At 70.5% G+C, this 19,546-nt stretch carries 16 protein-coding genes; 8 read left to right on the top strand and 8 right to left on the bottom strand.

All coding sequences use genetic code 11. The features are described from left to right. Positions 1-103: 103 nt before the first annotated feature. Genes ABIC63_RS22100 through ABIC63_RS22085 form a run of 4 tightly spaced genes read right to left on the bottom strand, consistent with a single transcriptional unit; the run spans position 104 to position 4,423 of the window. Positions 104-1,288, bottom strand: coding sequence for an acetyl-CoA C-acyltransferase (locus ABIC63_RS22100; RefSeq protein WP_354321393.1), 1,185 nt, complete (start codon positions 1,286-1,288; stop codon positions 104-106). Positions 1,289-1,323: 35 nt separating this feature from the next. Further along, a complete protein-coding gene (gene aceK, locus ABIC63_RS22095) occupies positions 1,324-3,240 on the bottom strand; it encodes a bifunctional isocitrate dehydrogenase kinase/phosphatase (RefSeq protein ID WP_354321392.1) in 1,917 nt (638 codons plus the stop codon). Positions 3,241-3,274: 34 nt separating this feature from the next. Further along, positions 3,275-3,985: a carbonate dehydratase gene (gene can / locus ABIC63_RS22090; RefSeq protein WP_354321391.1), complete on the bottom strand. Its 711-nt coding sequence runs from the start codon at positions 3,983-3,985 to the stop codon at positions 3,275-3,277. Between the two features lie 33 nt (positions 3,986-4,018). Continuing rightward, positions 4,019-4,423 carry a MerR family transcriptional regulator gene (locus ABIC63_RS22085; RefSeq protein WP_294375239.1) on the bottom strand — a complete coding sequence of 135 codons (405 nt, stop codon included), beginning with the start codon at positions 4,421-4,423 and terminating at the stop codon, positions 4,019-4,021. Positions 4,424-4,562: 139 nt separating this feature from the next. Between ABIC63_RS22085 and ABIC63_RS22080 the strand changes: the two genes are divergently transcribed. Both ABIC63_RS22080 and ABIC63_RS22075 read left to right on the top strand, forming a co-directional pair. Next, positions 4,563-5,651 carry an MBL fold metallo-hydrolase gene (locus tag ABIC63_RS22080; RefSeq protein WP_354321390.1) on the top strand — a complete coding sequence of 363 codons (1,089 nt, stop codon included), beginning with the start codon at positions 4,563-4,565 and terminating at the stop codon, positions 5,649-5,651. A gap of 106 nt (positions 5,652-5,757) precedes the next feature. Continuing rightward, entirely contained in the window at positions 5,758-7,080 is a 1,323-nt protein-coding gene (locus tag ABIC63_RS22075; RefSeq protein WP_354321389.1) for a leucine-rich repeat-containing protein kinase family protein, read from the top strand. Positions 7,081-7,131: 51 nt separating this feature from the next. Here ABIC63_RS22075 and ABIC63_RS22070 read toward each other — a convergent pair whose 3' ends face one another. After that, on the bottom strand, positions 7,132-7,776 hold the full coding sequence (locus ABIC63_RS22070) for a pyridoxamine 5'-phosphate oxidase family protein (RefSeq protein ID WP_354321388.1): 645 nt from the start codon (positions 7,774-7,776) through the stop codon (positions 7,132-7,134). A gap of 70 nt (positions 7,777-7,846) precedes the next feature. Here ABIC63_RS22070 and ABIC63_RS22065 point away from each other — a divergent pair, with 70 nt between their 5' ends. Continuing rightward, positions 7,847-8,623: an AraC family transcriptional regulator gene (locus ABIC63_RS22065; RefSeq protein WP_354321387.1), complete on the top strand. Its 777-nt coding sequence runs from the start codon at positions 7,847-7,849 to the stop codon at positions 8,621-8,623. A 40-nt stretch (positions 8,624-8,663) separates the two neighbouring features. On the opposite strand, the gene ABIC63_RS22060 is transcribed toward ABIC63_RS22065, so the two are convergent. Further along, complete coding sequence (locus tag ABIC63_RS22060) at positions 8,664-10,262, bottom strand: OpgD/OpgG family glucan biosynthesis protein (protein ID WP_354321386.1); 1,599 nt, start codon at positions 10,260-10,262, stop codon at positions 8,664-8,666. 169 nt (positions 10,263-10,431) lie between these two features. Here ABIC63_RS22060 and ABIC63_RS22055 point away from each other — a divergent pair, with 169 nt between their 5' ends. After that, a complete protein-coding gene (locus ABIC63_RS22055; protein WP_354321385.1) occupies positions 10,432-11,202 on the top strand; it encodes an SDR family oxidoreductase in 771 nt (256 codons plus the stop codon). On the opposite strand, the gene ABIC63_RS22050 is transcribed toward ABIC63_RS22055, so the two are convergent. Next, positions 11,148-12,122 carry a DMT family transporter gene (locus tag ABIC63_RS22050; RefSeq protein ID WP_354321384.1) on the bottom strand — a complete coding sequence of 325 codons (975 nt, stop codon included), beginning with the start codon at positions 12,120-12,122 and terminating at the stop codon, positions 11,148-11,150. The two genes, ABIC63_RS22055 and ABIC63_RS22050, sit on opposite strands and share 55 nt — an antisense overlap. Positions 12,123-12,188: 66 nt before the next feature. On the opposite strand from ABIC63_RS22050, the gene ABIC63_RS22045 reads away from it, so the two are divergent. The 4 genes from ABIC63_RS22045 to ABIC63_RS22030 all read left to right on the top strand — a co-directional run bounded on the left by ABIC63_RS22045 (position 12,189) and on the right by ABIC63_RS22030 (position 17,174). Beyond that, positions 12,189-13,112, top strand: a complete 924-nt coding sequence (locus tag ABIC63_RS22045; RefSeq protein WP_354321383.1) for a LysR family transcriptional regulator — start codon at positions 12,189-12,191, stop codon at positions 13,110-13,112. 7 nt (positions 13,113-13,119) lie between these two features. Further along, positions 13,120-14,013: a LysR substrate-binding domain-containing protein gene (locus ABIC63_RS22040; protein WP_114804658.1), complete on the top strand. Its 894-nt coding sequence runs from the start codon at positions 13,120-13,122 to the stop codon at positions 14,011-14,013. 290 nt (positions 14,014-14,303) lie between these two features. Beyond that, positions 14,304-15,965: an L-lactate permease gene (locus ABIC63_RS22035; protein ID WP_354321382.1), complete on the top strand. Its 1,662-nt coding sequence runs from the start codon at positions 14,304-14,306 to the stop codon at positions 15,963-15,965. A gap of 54 nt (positions 15,966-16,019) precedes the next feature. Then, the gene (locus tag ABIC63_RS22030) at positions 16,020-17,174 is read left to right on the top strand and encodes an alpha-hydroxy acid oxidase (RefSeq protein ID WP_354321381.1); all 1,155 of its coding nucleotides are present in this window, start codon (positions 16,020-16,022) and stop codon (positions 17,172-17,174) included. A gap of 627 nt (positions 17,175-17,801) precedes the next feature. Here ABIC63_RS22030 and ABIC63_RS22025 read toward each other — a convergent pair. After that, complete coding sequence (locus ABIC63_RS22025) at positions 17,802-19,535, bottom strand: sulfatase-like hydrolase/transferase (RefSeq protein ID WP_354321380.1); 1,734 nt, start codon at positions 19,533-19,535, stop codon at positions 17,802-17,804. Positions 19,536-19,546 lie beyond the last annotated feature (11 nt).

Below are 19,546 nucleotides of genomic sequence, written 5' to 3'. Positions count from 1 at the left end.
GGCTGAGGGCCGCGGCTCCGAGCCTGCCTGCGCAGGCTTGGACGTGCCCAAAGAGCAGCCGCCTCTGGCGGCCGCCTGGAGCCGCGAAGCGGCTTGGGGGGTGTCATAGCAGTTCAATGGCGACCGCGGTGCCTTCGCCGCCGCCGATGCACAGCGTCGCCACGCCGCGCTTCTTGCCGCGCTGCTGCAGCGCGTGGATCAGCGTGACCATGATGCGCGCGCCGCTGGCGCCGATGGGGTGGCCCAGCGCGCAGGCGCCGCCGTGGACGTTGACGATGTCGTGCGACACGCCCAGCTCGTGCATCAGCGCCATGGGCACCACGGCGAAGGCCTCATTGACCTCCCACAGGTCCACGTCCTTCACCGTCCAGCCGGCCTTGGCGAAGAGCTTCTGCACGGCCCCCACCGGTGCGGTGGAGAACCACTCGGGCTGCTGCGCATGCGTGGCATGGGCCACCAGGCGGGCGATGGGCCTGGCGCTGATCTTCTTCGCATGCGACTCGGTGCTCATCACCAGCGCCGCGGCGCCGTCGTTGATCGAGGAACTGGAGGCGGCGGTGATGGTGCCGCCATCCTTCTTGAAGGCGGGCTTGAGCGTGGGGATCTTGTCGAGCTTGACCTTTCCCGGGCCTTCGTCCAGCGCGATCACGGTCTCGCCGGCGCGGCCCCTGACGGTGACGGGCGCGATCTCGGCCTGGAACAGGCCGTCGCGGCTCGCATGCTGGGCGCGCTGCACGCTGGCGATGGCGAAGGCGTCCTGCTGCTCGCGGGTGAACCGGTACTTGGCGGCGCAGTCCTCGCCGAAGGTGCCCATGCTGCGGCCGGGCTGGTAGGCGTCCTCGAGGCCGTCGAGCATCATGTGGTCGAAGATGCGGTCATGGCCCATGCGGTAGCCGCCGCGGCCCTTGAGCATCAGGTAGGGCGCATTGGTCATGCTCTCCATGCCGCCGGCCACCATCACCTCGTGGGTGCCGGCCAGCAGCAGGTCGTGCGCCAGCATGGCGGCCTTCATGGCCGAGCCGCACATCTTGCTGAGCGTGACGGCACCCGCGCTGTCGGGCAGGCCGGCCTTGTAGGCCGCCTGGCGGGCCGGCGCCTGGCCCTGGCCGGCCATCAGGCAGTTGCCGAACAGCACCTCGCCCACGGCGTCGGGCGCGATGCCGGCGCGTTCGACGGCCGCCTTGATGGCAACACCGCCCAGGTCGTGCGCGGCGAGCGAGGCGAAATCGCCCTGGAAGGCACCCATGGGCGTGCGGGCAGCGCCGAGGATGACGATGGAGTCGGACATGGCGGGGGTCTCCTTGTGCAAGTGGGTGGAAAGGATCAGGGCGTTGCGGCGGCAGCCCGGGCGTTCGGTACCGGGGCCGGACCGGCAGCAGCAGCGGCGGGCATCTCGGCGGCGTCGTCGGCATCGCTCGCACCGACGCTCTCGCCGCGCTGGGCACGACTGAAGCGCCGCCGCTCGTCGTAGGGAAACACGTCCAGCATGTGGCCGGCCAGGATGCGTTCCTTGTGGCGCTGCCAGAAGGCGGCGTCGAGCAGGTCGGCGTGGTGCGCCATGAAGGCGGCGCGCACATGGTCGTTGGCCAGCAGGAAGGGCTCGAAGGTCTCGGGGAACACGTCGCGCGGGCCCACGCTGTACCAGGGCTCGCCGCTCAGCTCGTCCTCCTCGCAGCGAGGCGGCGGCACGCGGCGGAACTGGCAGTCGGTGAGGTATTCGATCTCGTCGTAGTCGTAGAACACCACCTTGCCGCCGCGCGTGAGGCCGAAGTTCTTCCACAGCATGTCGCCGGGGAAGATGTTGGCGGCCACCATGTCCTTGATGGCATGGCCGTACTCCACCACGGCCTGCGTCAGCTGCTGCTGCGCCCGCTCGGCCGCGGCCGGCGACTCGGGCTGCGCGATCTGCTCCAGGCATTCGGCCAGCAGGATGTTCAACGGGATCATGCGCCGCTCGATGTACACGTGCCGGATCACCAGCTCCATCTCGCCGTTGCCGTCGCGGTCGCCGATCTCGACCTGGCTGGGCGCGAAGCGTTGCAGCTCATCGACCAGCGCGGGCTCGAAACGGTCCAGCGGAAAGCCCACCTCGCTGTACTCGAGCGTGTCGGCCATGCGGCCCACGCGGTCGTGCTGCTTGACCAGCTGGTACTTGCGCTTGACCTGCTCGCGCGTGGTGTCCTTGGGCGGCGGGTAGAAGTCCTTGATGACCTTGAAGACGTAGGGAAAGGAGGGCAGGTCGAACACCAGCATCACCATGCCCGGAATGCCCGGCGCGATGCGGAAGCGGTCGCTGCTGTAGTTGAGGTGCGAGAGGAAGTCGCGGTAGAACAGCGTCTTGCCCTGCTTGGCCAGGCCCAGCGCGCTGTAGAGCTCGGCCCGCGGCTTGTGCGGCATGAGCGCGCGCAGGAAGCGCACCCAGGCGCTGGGCACCTCCATGTCGACCATGAAGTAGGCCCGCGCGAAGGAGAACAGCATCTGCAGCTCGTCCTCGCCGAACAGGGCCGCATCGATCACCAGGCGCCCGTTCGCGTCGTGCAGGATGGGCAGGGCGAAGGGCAGCTCGGTGAAGCCGTTCTGCACGCGGCCCACCACGTAGGCGCCCTTGTTGCGGAAGAACAGCCCCGACAGCACCTGCAGCTGGAAGTTGGCCCGTAGCCGCACTGGCCCCAGCGCGCCCAGCACGGCCTGCGCCACCTGCTGCGCGTCGCCCGCCAGGTCGGCGAAGGGCACGATCAGGCCGAACCCGTTCACCAACTGCATCACGCTGCCGGCCAGCGAGCCGTCGCGCGGGTAGTAGGCGCGGTAGGTGGGCGCGCCCTGCGGCTCGATGTACTCGGTGCTGATGGCCGGCCGCACGAAGATGAAGTCGTTCTGGAAGTAGGCCCGGTGCAGGATCTTGATGGTGACCGAGTTGAAGAAGCTCTCGGCCAGCTCGGGCTGGTGATGGTCCACCAGCAGGCCGATGTAGTGCAGCTTGACCTGCTGCCACACATCCATGGGCTGGGTGCCCGCGCTGAACTCCTTCTCCAGCCGGGCCACGGCCTCGGCGACGCGCAGGGCGTAGAACTCGATGCGCTCGCGCTGCGCGCGCTGCTGGCCGGCCCAGTCGGCGGTCTCGAAGCGGTGCTTGGCGCGGGCCGACTCGGCGCGGAACAGCCGGTAATGCCGGTTGAAGCCGTCGATCAGCGCCTTGGCGATGCCATAGGCGAGCGGCGAATCCAGGCGCTGGGGAAACATGACGGCCGCGCCCTTCCTGCCCCTGCGCCCGGCCTCACTGGCCCTGGATGACCGCCTGTGCGCGCGGCTGCGGCGTGGCGGCGGCGGGCGCACTCCACTTGGCACGGATTCGCTGAACCGCCGCCTTGTAGATGCCGTCGAGCGGCTTGCCGCCGTCGACGCTGATGCCCAGGTCCTGCAGCAGGCCGTCGTGCACGCCGAAGGCCCAACCGTGGATGGTGACCTTCTGGCCGCGGCTCCAGGCGTCGACCATGACGGTGCTCACCGCCACGTTGACCACCTGCTCGGCCACGTTGAGCTCGCACAGCGCGTCGTCGCGCACGGCCTCGGGCAGGCTCTCCAGCATGACGGCGTGGCGGTCGCGCACGTCCTGGATGTGGCGGATCCAGTTGTCGGCCAGGCCCACGCGGGTGCCCTTCATGGCCGCCTTGACGCCGGCGCAGCCGTAGTGGCCGACCACCATGATGTGCTCCACCTTGAGCAGGTCGACCGCGAACTGGATGGTGGACAGCGCGTTGAGGTCGGAATGGACCACCACGTTGGCCACGTTGCGGTGCACGAACACCTCGCCCGGCTCCAGGCCGGTGATCTGGTTCGCGGGCACGCGGCTGTCGGAGCAGCCGATCCACATGAACTTGGGCGTCTGCTGCTTGACCAGGCTGGTGAAGAAGCCGGGGCGGTCGCGCTCCATCTGGGCAGACCAGGCGCGGTTGTGGGCGAACAGTTCTTGGATCGGGTCGGTCATGGCGGGCATTGTGTCAGCGGGCGGCGTGCCGTCCTACGCGGTGGCCTTGGTGGCGGCCTTGCGGGCGCGGGCCAGCGCCGAGCGGCTGGCAGTCTCCTGCGCGCGCACCTCGGCCAGGTTGGCCTGCAACTCGGCCATCTGGGCCTCCAGCCGCTCGCGGTGGGCGCCCAGCACGCGCAGAAAGGCCTCGAGCTGGGGCACGGTGTCGCGCGGGCTGTCGTACATGTCGAGCACGTCGCGCGCCTCGGTCAGGCTCAGGCCGAGCCGCTTGGCGCGCAGCGTGAGCAGCAGCCGCGCCCGGTCGCGCGCGGTGTAGACGCGGTTGCGGCCCTGGCGCTCCGGCGTGAGCAGACCCATGTCCTCGTAGAAGCGGATGGCCCGCGTCGTGAGGTCGAATTCCTTGGCCAGTTCGCCGATGGTGTAGGTGGTGTTGGACATGCCAGAGGGATCGCCGCGCCCGGCGAAGGGTCGCGCACCGGTGACAGCGCCATCTGAAGGCGCTGCCTACAATGAGCGCAACTCTTACGTTGACGTAAACGTCAATACTAGCCGAGCCGGCCGCCACCGGCAATGCCGCATGAACCTCCTCGAACGCGAACTCCACTACCCCCTGGGCGACGCCCTGCCCGAGCCCGGCAAGACCATCGAGGTCGCGCCCGGCGTGCGCTGGATCCGCATGCGCCTGCCCTTCGCGCTGGACCACATCAACCTCTGGCTGCTGCGCGACTGCATCGACGGCCGCGAGGGCTGGAGCGTGGTGGACTGCTGCATCGCCCGCGACGAGGCGCGCCAGCAGTGGGAACAGGTGTTCGAGACCGAACTGCAAGGCCTGCCGATCCTGCGCGTGATCGTCACCCACATGCACCCGGACCACATCGGCCTGGCGCACTGGTTGTGCGAGCGCTGGGACGCGCCGCTGTGGATCAGCTCCACCGACTATCACGTGGCCCGCGTGCTCAGCACCGCCGGCGACACGCTGGCCGGCGGCGAGGCCGCCGCGGCCTTCTTCGCGTCTCATGGCATGAACGACCCCGAGGCGCTGGCCAAGCTGCGGGCGCGCACGAGCTACTACAGCAACATGGTGCCCGCCGTGCCGGACCGCTTCGTGCGCATGATGGATGGCGACGTGATCCGCATCGGCGACCATGACTGGCGCTGCATCGCCGGCTACGGCCACGCGCCCGAGCACATCTCGCTGTTCTGCGAATCGCTGCAATGGCAGGACGAAGCCGGTCGCCACGCGGGTGTGCTGCTGGGCGGCGACATGATGCTGCCGCGCATCTCCACAAACGTGAGCGTGCATGCGGGCGAGCCCGAGGCCAATTCATTGCGCCTCTTTCTCGACAGCATCGAACGCTTCAACGCCCTGCCCGCCGAGACGCTGGGCCTGCCGGCCCACGGCAAGCCCTTCCGCGGCATCCACCGCCGCGTGGAGCAGCTGCAGGAGCACCACCGCGACCGTCTGGCCGAACTGCAGGCTGCCTGCGCGCAGAAGCCGCACACGGCGGCCGAGGCCCTGCCCATCCTCTTCAAGCGCGAACTCGACCTGCACCAGATGACCTTCGCCCTGGGCGAGACCATCGCGCACCTGCACTGCCTCTGGTTCGCAGGCCAGTTGCGGCGCGAGCGAGGCGAGGACGGCATCTACCGCTTCCGTCTGGCCTGAGGCGCGGCCCGAACGAAACCCTCGCGCCCGACCTGAGGCGCGGCACGGATGAGGCCCCCTCCCCTCGCGGGAGAGGGAGCCACCCCCTCCCGCCTAAACTGCCACGATGACCGACGACCTGCAACGGCTGCGCGCCGGCGAACTGACTGGCGCGAGTCGGCTGCGCATCGCGGCCGACCTCGACACCTTCCCGCGCGAGGTCTTCGATCTGGCCGACACGCTGGAGGTGCTGGACCTGTCCGGCAACTGCCTGAGCACCCTGCCCGACGACCTGCACCGGCTGCACCGGCTGCGCGTCCTCTTCGCCTCATCCAACCGCTTCACTGAACTGCCCACCGCGCTGGGCACCTGCCCGCAGCTGGAGATGGTGGGCTTCAAGGGCAACCGCATCGCCCATGTGCCCGCCGAGGCGTTGCCCACGCGGTTGCGCTGGTTGATCCTGACCGACAACGACCTCGCCGAACTGCCTGCCGAACTGGGCCGGCGCCCGCGGCTGCAGAAGCTGATGCTGGCCGGCAACCGGCTCGCGGCCCTGCCCGACCTGCGACAGTGCCAGGCGCTGGAACTGCTGCGCCTTGCGGCCAATCGCTTCGATGCGCTGCCGGGCTGGCTGGCCGAGCTGCCGGCCCTGTCGTGGCTGGCCGTGGGCGGCAACGCATTCAATGCGGCGGTCGAGGACGCGGCACGCCATGGCCTGGCCTCGGACGCCATCGACTGGTCGGCGCTGCACGTGGGCGAGCTGCTCGGCGAAGGCGCCTCGGGCCGCATCCATGCCGGCATGCTGGGCGAAGGCGCGGCGGCACGGCCAGTGGCGATCAAGCTCTTCAAGGGCGAGGTCACCAGCGACGGTTGGCCACTGACCGAGATGGCGGCCAGCCTGGCGGCGGGTACGCATCCCCGGCTCATTCCGGTGCTCGGGCGGCTGCAAGGTCATCCCGAGGGCACGCAAGGCCTCGTGATGGCACGCATCTCGCCGCACTACCGCACGCTGGCCGGCCCGCCCAGCTTCGACAGCTGCACGCGCGACGTGTATCCGGCCGATCTTCAGCTGACTGTCGATGTGGCCCTGCGCATCGCGGCCGACGTGGCCTCGGCGTTGGCACACCTGCATGCGCGCGGCCTGGTGCACGGCGACCTGTATGCCCACAACCTGCTGTGGTGCCCCGATGCGCCGGCCGGTGAAGCGACGGCGCTGCTCGGCGACTTCGGCGCCGCGGCCTTTGCCCCGCAAGGCGCCCTGGGCGACGCCCTGCGCCGCATGGACGTGCGGGCCTTCGGCGTGCTGCTGTCGGAGCTGTGCGCGCTTGCCGAAGGCCCCGCGCCGGACGACGCGGCAGCCCTGGCCGAACGCTGCATGCAGCCCCACCCCGCGCAGCGGCCGAGCGCGCCAGCCCTGGCCGCCGCGACGGCCGCCTGGGCCTCTCGCTGACCCACCGCGAGGACCACAAAGACTGCGTGCAGCACGGGACGGGGCCGCGGGTCAGTACAGGTCGTGGCGCACAGCGTGCGTGTAGTGCGCGTCCACCTGCGCCACCTGCCCCTCGTCCAGCCCCATCACCGCCGCCTTCATGCGGCCGATGGAGGGCAGCGCGGCACGGTCCAGCTGCGACTCGGCCGCCCACAGCCGCGCCCGGTTGACAGCCTTGCCGCAGTGGAACAGCGTCTCGTCGATGTCGACCACGACCCCGAGCTTCGGTGTCTTGCCGCTTTCCGCGAGGCGCGCCAGCAACTCCGGCGCGCGGGACAGGCGCGCCCGGCCGTTGATGCGCAGGAACACCTCCAGGCCCGGAAAAAGGAAGAGCAGGGCCACCCGCGCGTCTTCCTCCAGGTTGCGCAACGAGGCCAGCCGGTTGTTGCCGGGCCAGTCGGCGAAGGCGACGGTCCGCGCGTCGAGTACCTGTACGAAGCCCGGTGGCCCGCCGCGCGGCGAAGCGTCCAGGCCGCCGCTGCTGCCCGTGGCCAGGCAGAAGAACGTGGCCGCGCGCAGGTAGTCGGCATGGAAGTCGGTCAGCTCCGGCAGCACGCCCTTGAGGATGGATTCGGCGGGCGGGGCATAGAGCCGGTCGAGGTCGATGGCCTCGGTGCCGTGCGGCGCGCCGGCCTGAGAAGGGTTGTGTGAAGTCATGCGGCCCATGCTAGGGCGCGCCAAACGCCGGTGCTAAGCTCGCCGCGCCATTCGATAGCGCGATCACGCCATGCTCCACCACGGCCCCTGGCTCGACCTGCACGACGACGACGGCGGCCCCCTGGTGGTGGGCCGCGCCGGGACCGAAGCGGACCATGACACCGCCCCGCATCGCCATGTACGCGGCCAGTTGATCGGCTGCGGCCGAGGCGTGCTCAGCGTGGGCACCGACGCCGGCAACTGGGTGGTGCCGGCGCGCCATGCCGTGTGGATACCGCCGCGCGAGCAACATGCCGCCCGCATGCATGGCGCCTTCACCGGCTGGTCGCTGTACGTGGCGAGTCCGGCCTGCGATGCGCTGCCGGCCGTGCCCTGCACGCTGTCCGTCACACCGCTGCTGTGGGAGGCTGCACTGCGCTGCGCCGGACGTACGAGCGCCGGGCCCGATGCCGCGCAGGACCGCTTGGCCGTGGTGATCGTGGACGAGATCCGGGGCCTGACGCCGCAGCCACTGGGCCTGCCGATGCCGCACGACGCAAGGCTGCTGCGCATCGCCCGCGCCCTGCTGGCCGCGCCCGGCGAACGCCGTTCCCTGGTGGACTGGGCGGCCTGGGCCGGACTGTCGGACCGCAGCCTCAGCCGCCGCTTCGTCGCCGAGACCAGCCTGAGCTTCACCGCCTGGGTGCAGCGTGCACGTGTGCTGCGCTCGCTGGAATGGCTGGCCGAGGGCCAGCCTGTCACGCAGGTGGCGCTGGACCTGGGCTACGACAGCGTCAGTGCCTTCATCGCGATGTTCAAGCGGCAACTGGGCCGCACGCCGGCAACGTACTTCGACCGCAACGCCTGAAGCGCGTCGCCGCGCCTGGCCCGGCGACCTCGCCGCCCGCTCAACCCGGCTGCAGCTGGTACAGCCAGGTCTCCGTCAGCGTGACGCCCCCGTTGCGCAGGTACAGGCGCATGTCCACCGGCTCGTTGTTGCCGGCTGCGGGCGTGAAGTCGAACTGCGCGCGCCAGTGGCCCGGCACGCCGTTGGGGACCGCCTCGGTGAAGACGTACGAGAAGCTGCCGCTCGATGCCGTGAGCACCGCCTCGGGCTTGACGCCGAAGGGAATGTCCTTGAGCGTGCCGCCGACAAACTCCACCATGAACTTGCGCACGCCCTGCGGACGCGGCTGGCCCGGCTGGCCGCCGCGGCCGATGCGCGTGGCCACGCAGCGTGCCAGCGGGCCGGGGAAGGGCTCATCGGCCTGCCAGTACAGGCGGTAGCGCAGGCTGTAGCTGCTGCCCTTGGTGGCGGGCGCGGCCGGCACCCAGAAGGCGACGATGTTGTCGTGGATCTCGTCGTCGGTCGGGATCTCGATCAATTGCACCGAGCCCTCGCCCCAATCGCCGAGCGGCTCCACCCAGAGGCTGGGGCGTTTGTCGTACATCACGCCGTCCTGGTAGTGGTCGAAGGCGCGGTCGCGCTGCAGCAGGCCGAAGCCCTTGGGCGCGCGGTCGTTGAACTGCGAGGCGCGCGTGACGGCCGGGTTGTTGAGCGGGCGCCAGATGCGCTCGCCACCGCCCGTCCACAGCGCCAGGCCGTCGGAGTCGTGCACCTCGGGCCGCCAGTCGATCCCGCGAGCGCCCAGCGTCTCGGAGTACCAGTACATCGAGGTCAGCGGCACCAGGCCCAGGCGGCCCACATCGCGGCGCAGGAAGATGCGCTGCTCGATGTCCATGATGACCGCCGCCTTGCGCTGCATCACGAAGCGGAAGGCGCCGGTGACGCTCGGGCCTTCGAGCAATGCATAGACGACGACCGTGGTGTCGTCCTTGGGCGGCTCGAACCAGAAGCGGGTGAAGTTGGGGAACTCCTCCGGCCGGTCGGGCAGGGCCACGTCCAGCGCGATGCCGCGGGCCGACAGGCCGTACTGGTAGAGCTCGCCGATGGCGCGGAAGTACGAGGCACCCAGGAAGGCCACCCAGTCGTTCTTGCGCCAGTCCAGCTTGGCCTGGTCGCCCAGGCGGCTTTCCTGGAAGCGGAAGCCGGCAAAACCTGCGCCGTCGGGCAACTGCTTGGCCGGGCTGTCGGCGGGCATGTCGAAGTAGGCGCTGTCGTAGACGATCTCGCGCGAGAAGACATCGCCGCCCGCGTTCTCCAGCACATGCATGTGCACCGGCACCTGGAAGAAGCGGCCCAGGTGGAAGAAGGTGACCGGAAACGCGCCCGGCCCGTCCTTGAAGAGGGCGTAGTCGGTGTCGAAGCGGATCTTGCCGTGGGCGTCGTAGTCGATGCGCTCCAGCACGTCCTTCGGCAGGCGGTTCTCCTGCGCATAGGGCCGGCCGGCCAGGGCCTGGGCATCGGCCACCAGGCCGTCCCACGAGAAGGGCCGCGGCTGGCTCAGCTGCAGGGCCTTGGCGTTCTGTGCGGAGGCGGGCCGGCCCAGAAGACCCAGGGCGAAGGCGGCGGCGCCGGAAGAGACGAAGGAGCGTCGGTCGAGCATAGGCAGGGGCAGGCGTTGTTCTTTTGGAGGTCGTAACCATACCGCGCTCCGGGATTCCCCTTATGTCGGAAATGCGCTTCGATGCATCCGGTTGCGTTTGGCGCCTTGGCGACGGCCCCGCGCGGCAGGCGCTCTTAAGCTGCCGCACCGAAGGAGACAGACACGCACCATGGACACCTCGAACCTCTTCTCGCTCAAGGGCCGCACGGCCCTGATCACCGGCGGCTCGCGCGGCATCGGCCGCATGATCGCCGAGGGCTATCTCGCGCAGGGCGCCCGCGTCTACATCTCGGCCCGCAAGGCCGACGCGTGCGACCAGACGGCGAAGGAGCTGTCGGCGCTGGGCCATTGCGTCTCGCTGCCGGCGGACGTGTCGACGATGGAAGGCGTGCAGGCGCTGGTCGCCGCCTATGCGAAGCACGAGGACTCGCTCGACATCCTGGTCAACAACGCGGGCGCGGCGTGGGGCGCACCGTATGAAGAATTCCCCGAGAGCGGCTGGGACAAGGTGGTGGACCTCAACATGAAGTCGCCCTTCTTCCTCACGCAGGCGCTGACGCCCATGCTCAAGAAGGCGGCCACCGACCACCTGGCGAAGGTGATCCACATCGCCTCCATCGACGGCATCTCGGTCAACCCCTGGGAAACGTATTCTTACGCCGCCAGCAAGGCCGGCCTGATCCACCTGACCAAGCGCATGGCGCTGCGCCTGGCACCGGAGCGCATCGTCGTCAGTGCCATCGCCCCCGGCCCTTTCGCCTCCAGCATGAACAAGGAGGCCCGCGACCACGCCGAGGAGGTGGCCGACCGCGTGCCGCTGGGCCGCGTGGGCACGCCGGAGGACATGGCCGGCGCCGCCATCTACCTGGCCTCGCGGGCGGGCGACTACGTGGTCGGCTCCACGCTGGTGGTGGACGGCGGCTGCGCCTGGGGGCGCTGAGCACGTTGGCGGCGCGGTAGCCCGGCCCAGGCCGCGGCGCCGGCGATAAGCAACCCGCCGAGCCAGCCCGTCGCATCCAGCCGCTCGCCCAGCAGGGCGACGGCGATCAGCGCGCCGAACAGCGGCTCGCTGCCCATCAGCAGCGCCGCCCGGCTGGGCGGCATGCGCTGCACCGCATGGTTCTGCGCGAAGAAGGCGAACACGGTGCAGCCCAGCACCAGGAAGGCCATCGCGGCCCAGAAAGCCACGGACGCGGGCGGCGGCACCCAGCCGCCTGACCCCGGCCGCAGCGCCAGCACCGAGGCCCCCAGCGCCACCACGCCGCACTGCACGGCCGTGAGCGACAGCGCCGGCAGCGCATGGCACGAGGCCAGGCGCCGCGTCAGGCACACCATGCAGGCACGCAGCAGCGCGGCCGCCAGCATCAGCGCCGCGCCCGTGGCATGGCCCGCCGGCGCCTGGCCATCGAGCGCCAGCAAAGCGGTGCCCGCCACGCACAAGCCGGTGGCCGCAAAGAGCCGCAGCGCCGGCCGGTGGCCGGACAACGCCCAGTCCACCCAGGGCGTGAAAGCCACGCACAGGCTGATCAGGAAGGCGGCCTGACCGGCCGGCGTGCGCCGCAGGCCCTCGGTCTCGCAGACGAAGATGGCCAGCAGCAACAGCCCCAGCACCCCGCCCACCGCCAGCCCGGCCGCCCCGCCCGGGCGCCGCAGCGGTCGCAACGCGGGCGCCAGTACCGCGAAGGTGAGCGCAAAGCGCAGCGCCAGGAAGGCGGCCACGGGCATCTGGCCCAGCACCGGCTTGGTGACGGCATAGCTCGCGCCCCACACGGCGGCCACGGCGAGCAGCAGCAGTTCAGGTGCGGCCAGGGCACCGGTGACCCGGTGGGCGCGCAGGCGGGAAGAGAACGTGATCGGCATGGCGGTGATTCTTGGGCGCCATCTTTCCCACGACCAGCCGCTGCGCCGGAACAAAATCCCTTCCCCATGGGAATCAATGCGCCACTGCACCTGCTGTCCGAGATGGTGGCGTTCGCCCAGGTGGCGGAGCGCGGCAGCTTCTCGGCCGCCGCCCGCGCGCTGGGCATGACGCCCTCGGCCGTGAGCCGCCAGGTGGCGCGGCTGGAGGAGGCCCTGGGCGTGCGCCTGCTGGCCCGCACCACCCGCCAGCAGCGGCTGACCGAGGCAGGCCGCGAGGCCTTCGCCCATTGCGCCGAACTGGTGGCCGCGGCCCAGGCCACGCTGCAGGTCGGCCAGCGCTTCGCGGCGGCGCCGGCCGGCGTGGTGCGGCTGAGCGCGCCCAAGGCCCTGGCCCATCAGGTGCTGCATCCGCTGGTGCTGGAGCTGCTGGCCACGCAGCCCAACCTGGAGGTGCACCTGGTCGCCGACGACCGCGACATCGACCCGGTGCGCGAGGACGTGGACCTGGTCGTGCGCATCACCCGCCAGCCCCCCGAAGGCCTGGCCGGCCGGCCGCTGATGCCGGTGCGCCACCTGCTGTGCGCCGCGCCCGCCTACCTGGCAGCGGCCGGCATGCCCGCGCATCCGCAGGACTTGCCCGGCCACAGCTGCCTGTGGCTGGGCGAGCATCCGCGCGACCACCACTGGCGCTTTCGCCGCGGCGACGAGCAGGCGGAGGTGGCGGTGCATGGCCGCTATGCCGTCAACCACAGCGGCGCGCGGCTGGACGCGGCGCGCCGCGGCCTGGGCATCGCCTGCCTGCCCGATTTCAGTGCCCGCGCCGCCCTGGCCGCCGGCGAACTGCAGCAGGTGCTGGGCGACTGGGAGTTCCTCGGCCCCTACACCGGCCAGGCCTGGCTGCTGTATCCGCCGGACCGGCACCTGCCGCCCAAATGCCGCACCGTGATCGACCATCTCGCGGCCCGCCTCTCGCCCACGCCCGATCCGTGACCACCCCATGACCGCCGTCCGCATTCCGCCCATCCAGTCCCTCCTGGCCTTCGAGGCCGTCGCGCGCCTGCGCAGCGTGACGCAGGCGGCGGCCGAGCTGTCGGTCACGCCCAGCGCGGTGAGCCACCGCATCCGGCAATTGGAGACGCAGCTGGGGCTCAAGCTCTTCGCGGCGCGCGGCGAGTTCCTGCCTTCGGCCGAGGGCGCGGCCTATCTGCTGCGGGTGCGCGAAGCCATGGCGGCGCTGCAGGACGCACCGCGCCCGGCCCGGGCAGCGCCCGCCTCCACGCGGCTGCGCGTGGCCGTGACGCCCACCTTCTCGCGCCAGTTGCTGTTGCCGCGGCTGGCGCTGTTCCGCCATGCCTACCCCGACATCGAGCTGATGCTGCAGGTGGCCATCCCCATCCACAACGTGACGGCCGAGGAGGCCGACATCGAGCTGCGCTTCGGCGTCGGCCCGTTTCCGGACCGGGAGTCGATGCACCTGCTCTCCGACGAGGTCTGCCCTGTGTGCAGCCCCGAGTACCTGGGCGAGGCCGGCCCCTTCGAGGGCGACTTCGACACCGAGGCCGAGATCGGCCGCGCCCACCTGATCCGCTCGCCGCTGGAGCCCTGGCGTACCTGGTTCCGCGCCTGCGGCATCGGCCTGCCCGAGCCCGCCTCGGGCAACCAGTTCAACGACCTGGGCCTGGTGCTGGACGCCGCCGTCGCCGGCTTTGGCGTGGCGCTGATGCGCCTCCGGCTTGGACAGGGCTGGCTGGACAGCGGCCGGCTGGTGCGCCTGTCGCGGCGCAGCGTGCGCTCGCCGCACGACTACTTCCTGTGCTGGAAGCCCGGTACGCTGGAACGCTGGGAGTGCGCCGCCTTCGTCGACTGGATCCGGCAGGCGATGCGGGACTGAGGGCGCGCTGCGCGCCGGCCGTCCGCGGGCACCTTCGCCGAGGCCCGCCGCCCCCCGTCCGGCCGGGGCAGCTTCGCCGACGCCTGCCGCACCCCAGACCGTTCGCGCTGAGCTTGTCGAAGCCCCGTCCCGCTCCTTACCGGCCGGCCGTGAAAAAGATTCACGCCCGCCGCGCATCGTTTTCAGCCCCCCGGCCGCCGCCCGCTCCTAAAGTCGCGTCCCGTTGCGTGGCAGCCGCACGACAGGCAGCATGCCCGCACCGTCCACAACAACACGCAAGGAGACACGCCATGCCCTGGCAGCAGATCTACGACCCGTTCGGCAACATGTTCATCTCCACCGCCCTCGCGGCGATCCCAGTGGTGGTGATGCTGGCCGCCTTGGGCTTCTTCCACATCAAGGCGCACATCGCCGCCGGCATGGGCCTCGTCGCCGCGCTGCTGGTGGCCGTCTTCGCCTACGGCATGCCCGCCGACCTGGCCGGGCGCGCGGCGCTCTTCGGTGCCTTCACCGGCCTGCTGCCCATCGGCTGGATCGTGCTGAACATCATCTTCCTGCACCAGCTGACCGAGCAGAACGGCAGCTTCGCGGTGCTGCAGGATTCGCTCTCGGGCATCACCGAGGACCGGCGCATCCAGCTGCTGCTGATCGCCTTCTGCTTCGGCGCCTTCTTCGAGGGCGCGGCCGGCTTCGGCACGCCGGTGGCGGTGACGGCGGCGATCCTGATCGGGCTGGGCTTCTCGCCGCTGGCGGCCTCGGGTCTCTCGCTGATCGCCAACACGGCGCCGGTGGCCTTCGGCGCGCTGGGCACGCCGGTGATCACGCTGGCCAAGGTGCACGGCTACGACCTGATGGAGGTGACGGCCATGATCGGCCGGCAACTGCCCTTCTTCTCGCTGATGGTGCCCTTCTGGCTGATCTGGGCCTTCGCCGGCCGCAAGGCCATGATGGAGATCTGGCCCGCCATCCTGGTCACGGGCGTGAGCTTCGCGGTGCCGCAGTTCCTGGTCTCCAACTTCATCGGGCCGGAGCTGGTGGACATCATCGCGGCCGTCGTCTCGATGCTGAGCCTGGTGGCCTTCCTGCGCGTGTGGCAGCCCAAGCGCATCTGGACCTCGCCCTCGATGCGCGGCAACGACCCCAGCGCCGCCGAGGCCAAGCCGCCGCAGCCGGTTCGCCAGCACAGCCGCGCCGCGCTGGTGCGCGCCTGGATGCCCTGGCTGATCCTGTCGCTGTTCGTGTTCGTCTGGGGCCTGCCCGCTGTCAAGACCTGGCTCAACGGCCTGTTCGCGCCCAGCTTCCCGATGCCGGGCCTGCACAACATGATCGACAAGATGCCGCCCGTGGTGACCACGCCCCACAAGGAGGCCGCCGTCTACGTGCTGAACCTGCTGTCGGCCACCGGCAGCGGCATCCTGCTGGCGGCCGTGCTCAGCGCCCTGCTGATGAAGTACAGCCCGGTGGCCATCGTGGGTACCTTCTTCCGCACGCTGTGGATGGTGCGCTACTCGCTGCTGACCATCGTGCTGATGCTGGCGCTGGGCACGCTCACGCGCTTCTCGGGCACCGACACCACGCTGGGCCTGGCCTTCGCCAACACCGGCGTGCTGTATCCCTTCTTCGGCACGCTGATGGGCTGGATCGGTGTGGCGCTCACGGGTTCGGACACCGCCTCGAACGTGCTCTTCGGCGGCATGCAGAAGGTGGCGGCCGAGCAACTGGGCCTGTCGGCCAACCTGATGGGCGCGGCCAACAGCTCGGGTGGCGTGATGGGCAAGATGATCGACGCGCAGTCCATCGTCGTCGCCTCCACCGCCACCCGCTGGTTCAATCACGAAGGCGATATCCTCCGTTACGTTTTCTTCCACTCGATCGCGCTCGCGGCACTGGTGGGCCTTTACGTCACGCTGCAGGCGTATGTCTGGCCCTTCACCCTGACCGTGGTCCATTGACTAGGCCGAAGGCCGGCGCGCCCGTCGCGCCGCGCCGGCCCTTCCGAAGCATCCATGACCGTCATCACCAACATCGAAGACCTGCGCGTGCTGGCGCAGAAGCGCGTGCCGCGCATGTTCTACGACTACGCCGACTCCGGCGCCTGGACCGAAGGCACCTACCGCGCCAACGAGGAGGACTTCCACAAGATCAAGCTGCGCCAGCGCGTGGCCGTCAACCTGGAGAACCGCAGCACCGCCACCACGATGGTGGGCGTCCCGGCCAGGATGCCCGTGGCCATCGCGCCCGTGGGCCTGACGGGCATGCAGCATGCCGACGGCGAGATCCACGCGGCCCGCGCGGCCGAGAAGTTCGGCATCCCGTTCACGCTGTCGACCATGAGCATCTGCTCCATCGAGGACATCGCGCAGAACACGACGGCGCCCTTCTGGTTCCAGCTGTACATGATGCGCGACCGCGACGCCATGGCCCGCATGATCGAGCGCTGCAAGGCGGCCAAGTGCAGCGCACTGGTGCTGACACTGGACCTGCAGGTGATCGGCCAGCGCCACAAGGACCTCAAGAACGGCCTGACGGCGCCGCCCCGGCCGACGCTCAAGAACATCCTCAACCTGGCGACCAAGCCGCGCTGGGTGCTGGGCATGGCGCAGACGAAGCGCCGCACCTTCCGCAACCTGGTGGGCCATGTGAAGGGCGTGAGCGACATGAGCTCGCTGGCCGCCTGGACCAACGAGCAGTTCGATCCGCGCCTGTCGTGGGCCGACATCGAATGGGTCAAGCAGCAATGGGGCGGCAAGCTGATCCTGAAGGGGATCATGGTCGAGGAAGACGCTCGCATGGCCGCCGATGCCGGTGCCGACGCCATCGTGGTGAGCAACCACGGCGGCCGCCAGCTCGACGGCGCGCCCAGCAGCATCTCGGCCCTGCCTGCCATCGTGGACGCGGTGGGCCACCGGCTGGAGGTGTGGATGGACGGCGGCATCCGCAGCGGCCAGGACGTGCTCAAGGCCTGGGCCCTGGGTGCCCGCGGCACGATGATCGGCCGCTCGATGGTCTACGGCCTGGGCGCGATGGGCGAGGCGGGCGTGACGCGGGCGCTGCAGATCATCCACAAGGAGCTGGACACCACGATGGCCTTCTGCGGGCACACGCAGTTGCAGAACGTGGATCGGAGCATTCTGTTGCCGGGGACGTATCCCATCGCCTGATGGGTGGTTGCTCAGGGTCTTGGATGTGCCTGGGGCTTTGAGGCTTTGACACTTTGAGGTGCTGCTTCGGCAAGGGCCGGGAGGTTCCGCCGTTGTCGATGGTCCGGCCCTGGCGCCGGTGAGGGCGTGTCGGCGCTTCAAGTGGGGCGGTCGGCGCTGCGCGCCGACTTCCCTGCGGTGCTCGGGCAGACGGGCCGCGGCAGAACTCGCTACGCGCTTCGCGCTGCGCTCAAACAACTGCCGCGAGTCAGTTCACGAAGCGGGCCTGTCCTTCGGCAGGCCCGCAGCCCGTCCGTCCTGCGCTCCTCGGCGCCCCACAGGCGCGCCGCCACACCCTCACCGGCACCAGGGCCTGCGTGATGGTTGATCGGCTGGCATGAGCGCCCTGCAGCCTCAGGAGGACGTTTGCTGGTCGAGCGCCCGTCTTGCACCGGCTCTCTTAGTGCACCCCGCGGTGTCACGCGCGGCGGGGTCGGGGCCTGGGGGCCGCGGGCGATTTCTGAAAAAGTATGAGCCCGCGGCCCCCAGGCCCCGGCCCCGGCGTGCGCACCCCGGACTTCTCACCCGCATCCGTCCCCAACAAACAGCACCGCCAGCGCGAGACAACCTGGAAGCCCAGCCACCGCCTCAATCCAGATACGACCGCACCTTCACCGGCAGCACCGGCGCCTCCCACCGGTAGTCGGCTGCCAGCACATCGCGCCCGGCGACCTGGCCCTTCCACTGCAGGGCCAGCAGGTCGGCCATCGTCCATCCCAGCCAGTCCGCGCGGAAGGGACGTTCGGCCACCGATGGCACATCGGCCGGCACCTGGTTGCGCCACACGATGGCCGGGATGCGGTAGCCCGAGGCCGTGCTCGGGCTGTGGCCCACATGGTCGCTGCCGTGGCCCACCTCCTGGCCATGGTCCGAGACGTAGACCCAGGCCCGGTACTCGGCCAGGCGCCCCACGGTGCGCGTGAGCTGCAGCGTCTCGGCGACCACGAAGTCGTGGTACAGCAGGGCGTTGTCGTAGTCCTGGCGGAAGCGCCGCACCCACGCCGGGCGGCCCTTGGCGATCAGGCCCGACTCGACCGCGTCCACCGTGTCGTCGAAGGGGTTGTCCTGCGTGCCCGGAAAGCGCAGCCGGTAATGCGGATGGGCGCCCAGCAGGTGCACCACGATCAGCTTGCGCTCGGCCGGGTCGGCCAGGGCTTCCTGCACGCAGTCGAGCAGTTCGCCATCGAGCGAGGCACTGGCGCGGCCCGGCACGCGGTTGACGATCTCGACCTCGTCGGCGAGACGCGCATGCTGCTGCTCGATGGCCACGTCGTCGTGGTTGCTCATCCACCAGACCTTGTAGCCGGCGGCGCGCGCCAGCGGCAGCAGGTGCTGCGCGTCGGCGGCCGTGGGCTGGCCGAATCGCATCATGTTGGCCATGGCCGGCAGCGTGCTGGCGTCCACCGACCAGGCATGGCGCAGCACCGTCATCTGCTGCGGCTCGCGCCGCTGCGCGGCCGCCAGGCGCGGCGTGGTGTTGCGACCGTAGCCGTAAAGCCCCAGGTTGTCGCGGTTGATGCTGTCGGTGATGACCAGCACCACCGTCGATGGCCCTGCGCGCGTCACCTGTGGCGCCGCCGCATGGGCGTGCTGCAGGGCGGCGTCGCGCATGCGCTGCTGGTCGGCCCAGGCGGTGCGCAGGTCGCCCGCATCGTCGACCCACTGCGTCCAGAAGACCACCGGATGCAGCCGCCGCCAGGGCTTGCTGGCATGGGCCAGTGCACCGAAGGCGAAGGCCACCACCAGCAGGGCCAGCCAGGCGCGGTGGGGCGCGACCTCGACCTCGATCGGCGTGCCTGCTGCACCGCCATCGGCGGCATCGCGTGGCGCTCCGGCGGCCGTGGCGATGCGGCGTCGCCGCCCGTAGGCCGTCAGCCGCCACACGGCATAGCCCGCGGCCCCCATCACCGCGCACCACAGCGCGGCCGTGCGCCAGTGCATCTGCAGGTACTCGCCGCTTTCCCGCGCATTGGTGTTGGCCAGCGCGCCCAGCACCACCGCGCCGTCTGGCGCGGACTGGTAGGTGTCCAGCAGGTAGGCCCGCACCACGCCGTCGGCCGCGAAGGCCATCACCGCCGCCAGCACCGCCACCCGCCGGGCGCGGTGCACCGCCGTGCTGCGCACCGGCCAGGCCATCCAGGCCAGCGCGGGCAGCAGCAGCACCAGCATCTGCGCGACCCGCCGCCCATCGTGGCCCAGCACCACGAAGCCGGTCGCGATGGCGACGAGGGCCATGAGCGGCCAGGCCTTGGCGCGTCGCGGTGCGCCAGGCGTCGGGACGTCGGTCGGCGCCATGTCGGCGTCCTGGCGGCGGTCGCTCAAATGGAGGGCTC

The sequence above is a fragment of the Pseudacidovorax sp. 1753 genome, from assembly GCF_040544975.1.
In the GTDB taxonomy this organism is placed as follows: domain Bacteria; phylum Pseudomonadota; class Gammaproteobacteria; order Burkholderiales; family Burkholderiaceae_C; genus Xenophilus.
This window is presented reverse-complemented; position numbering and strand designations above follow the sequence as displayed.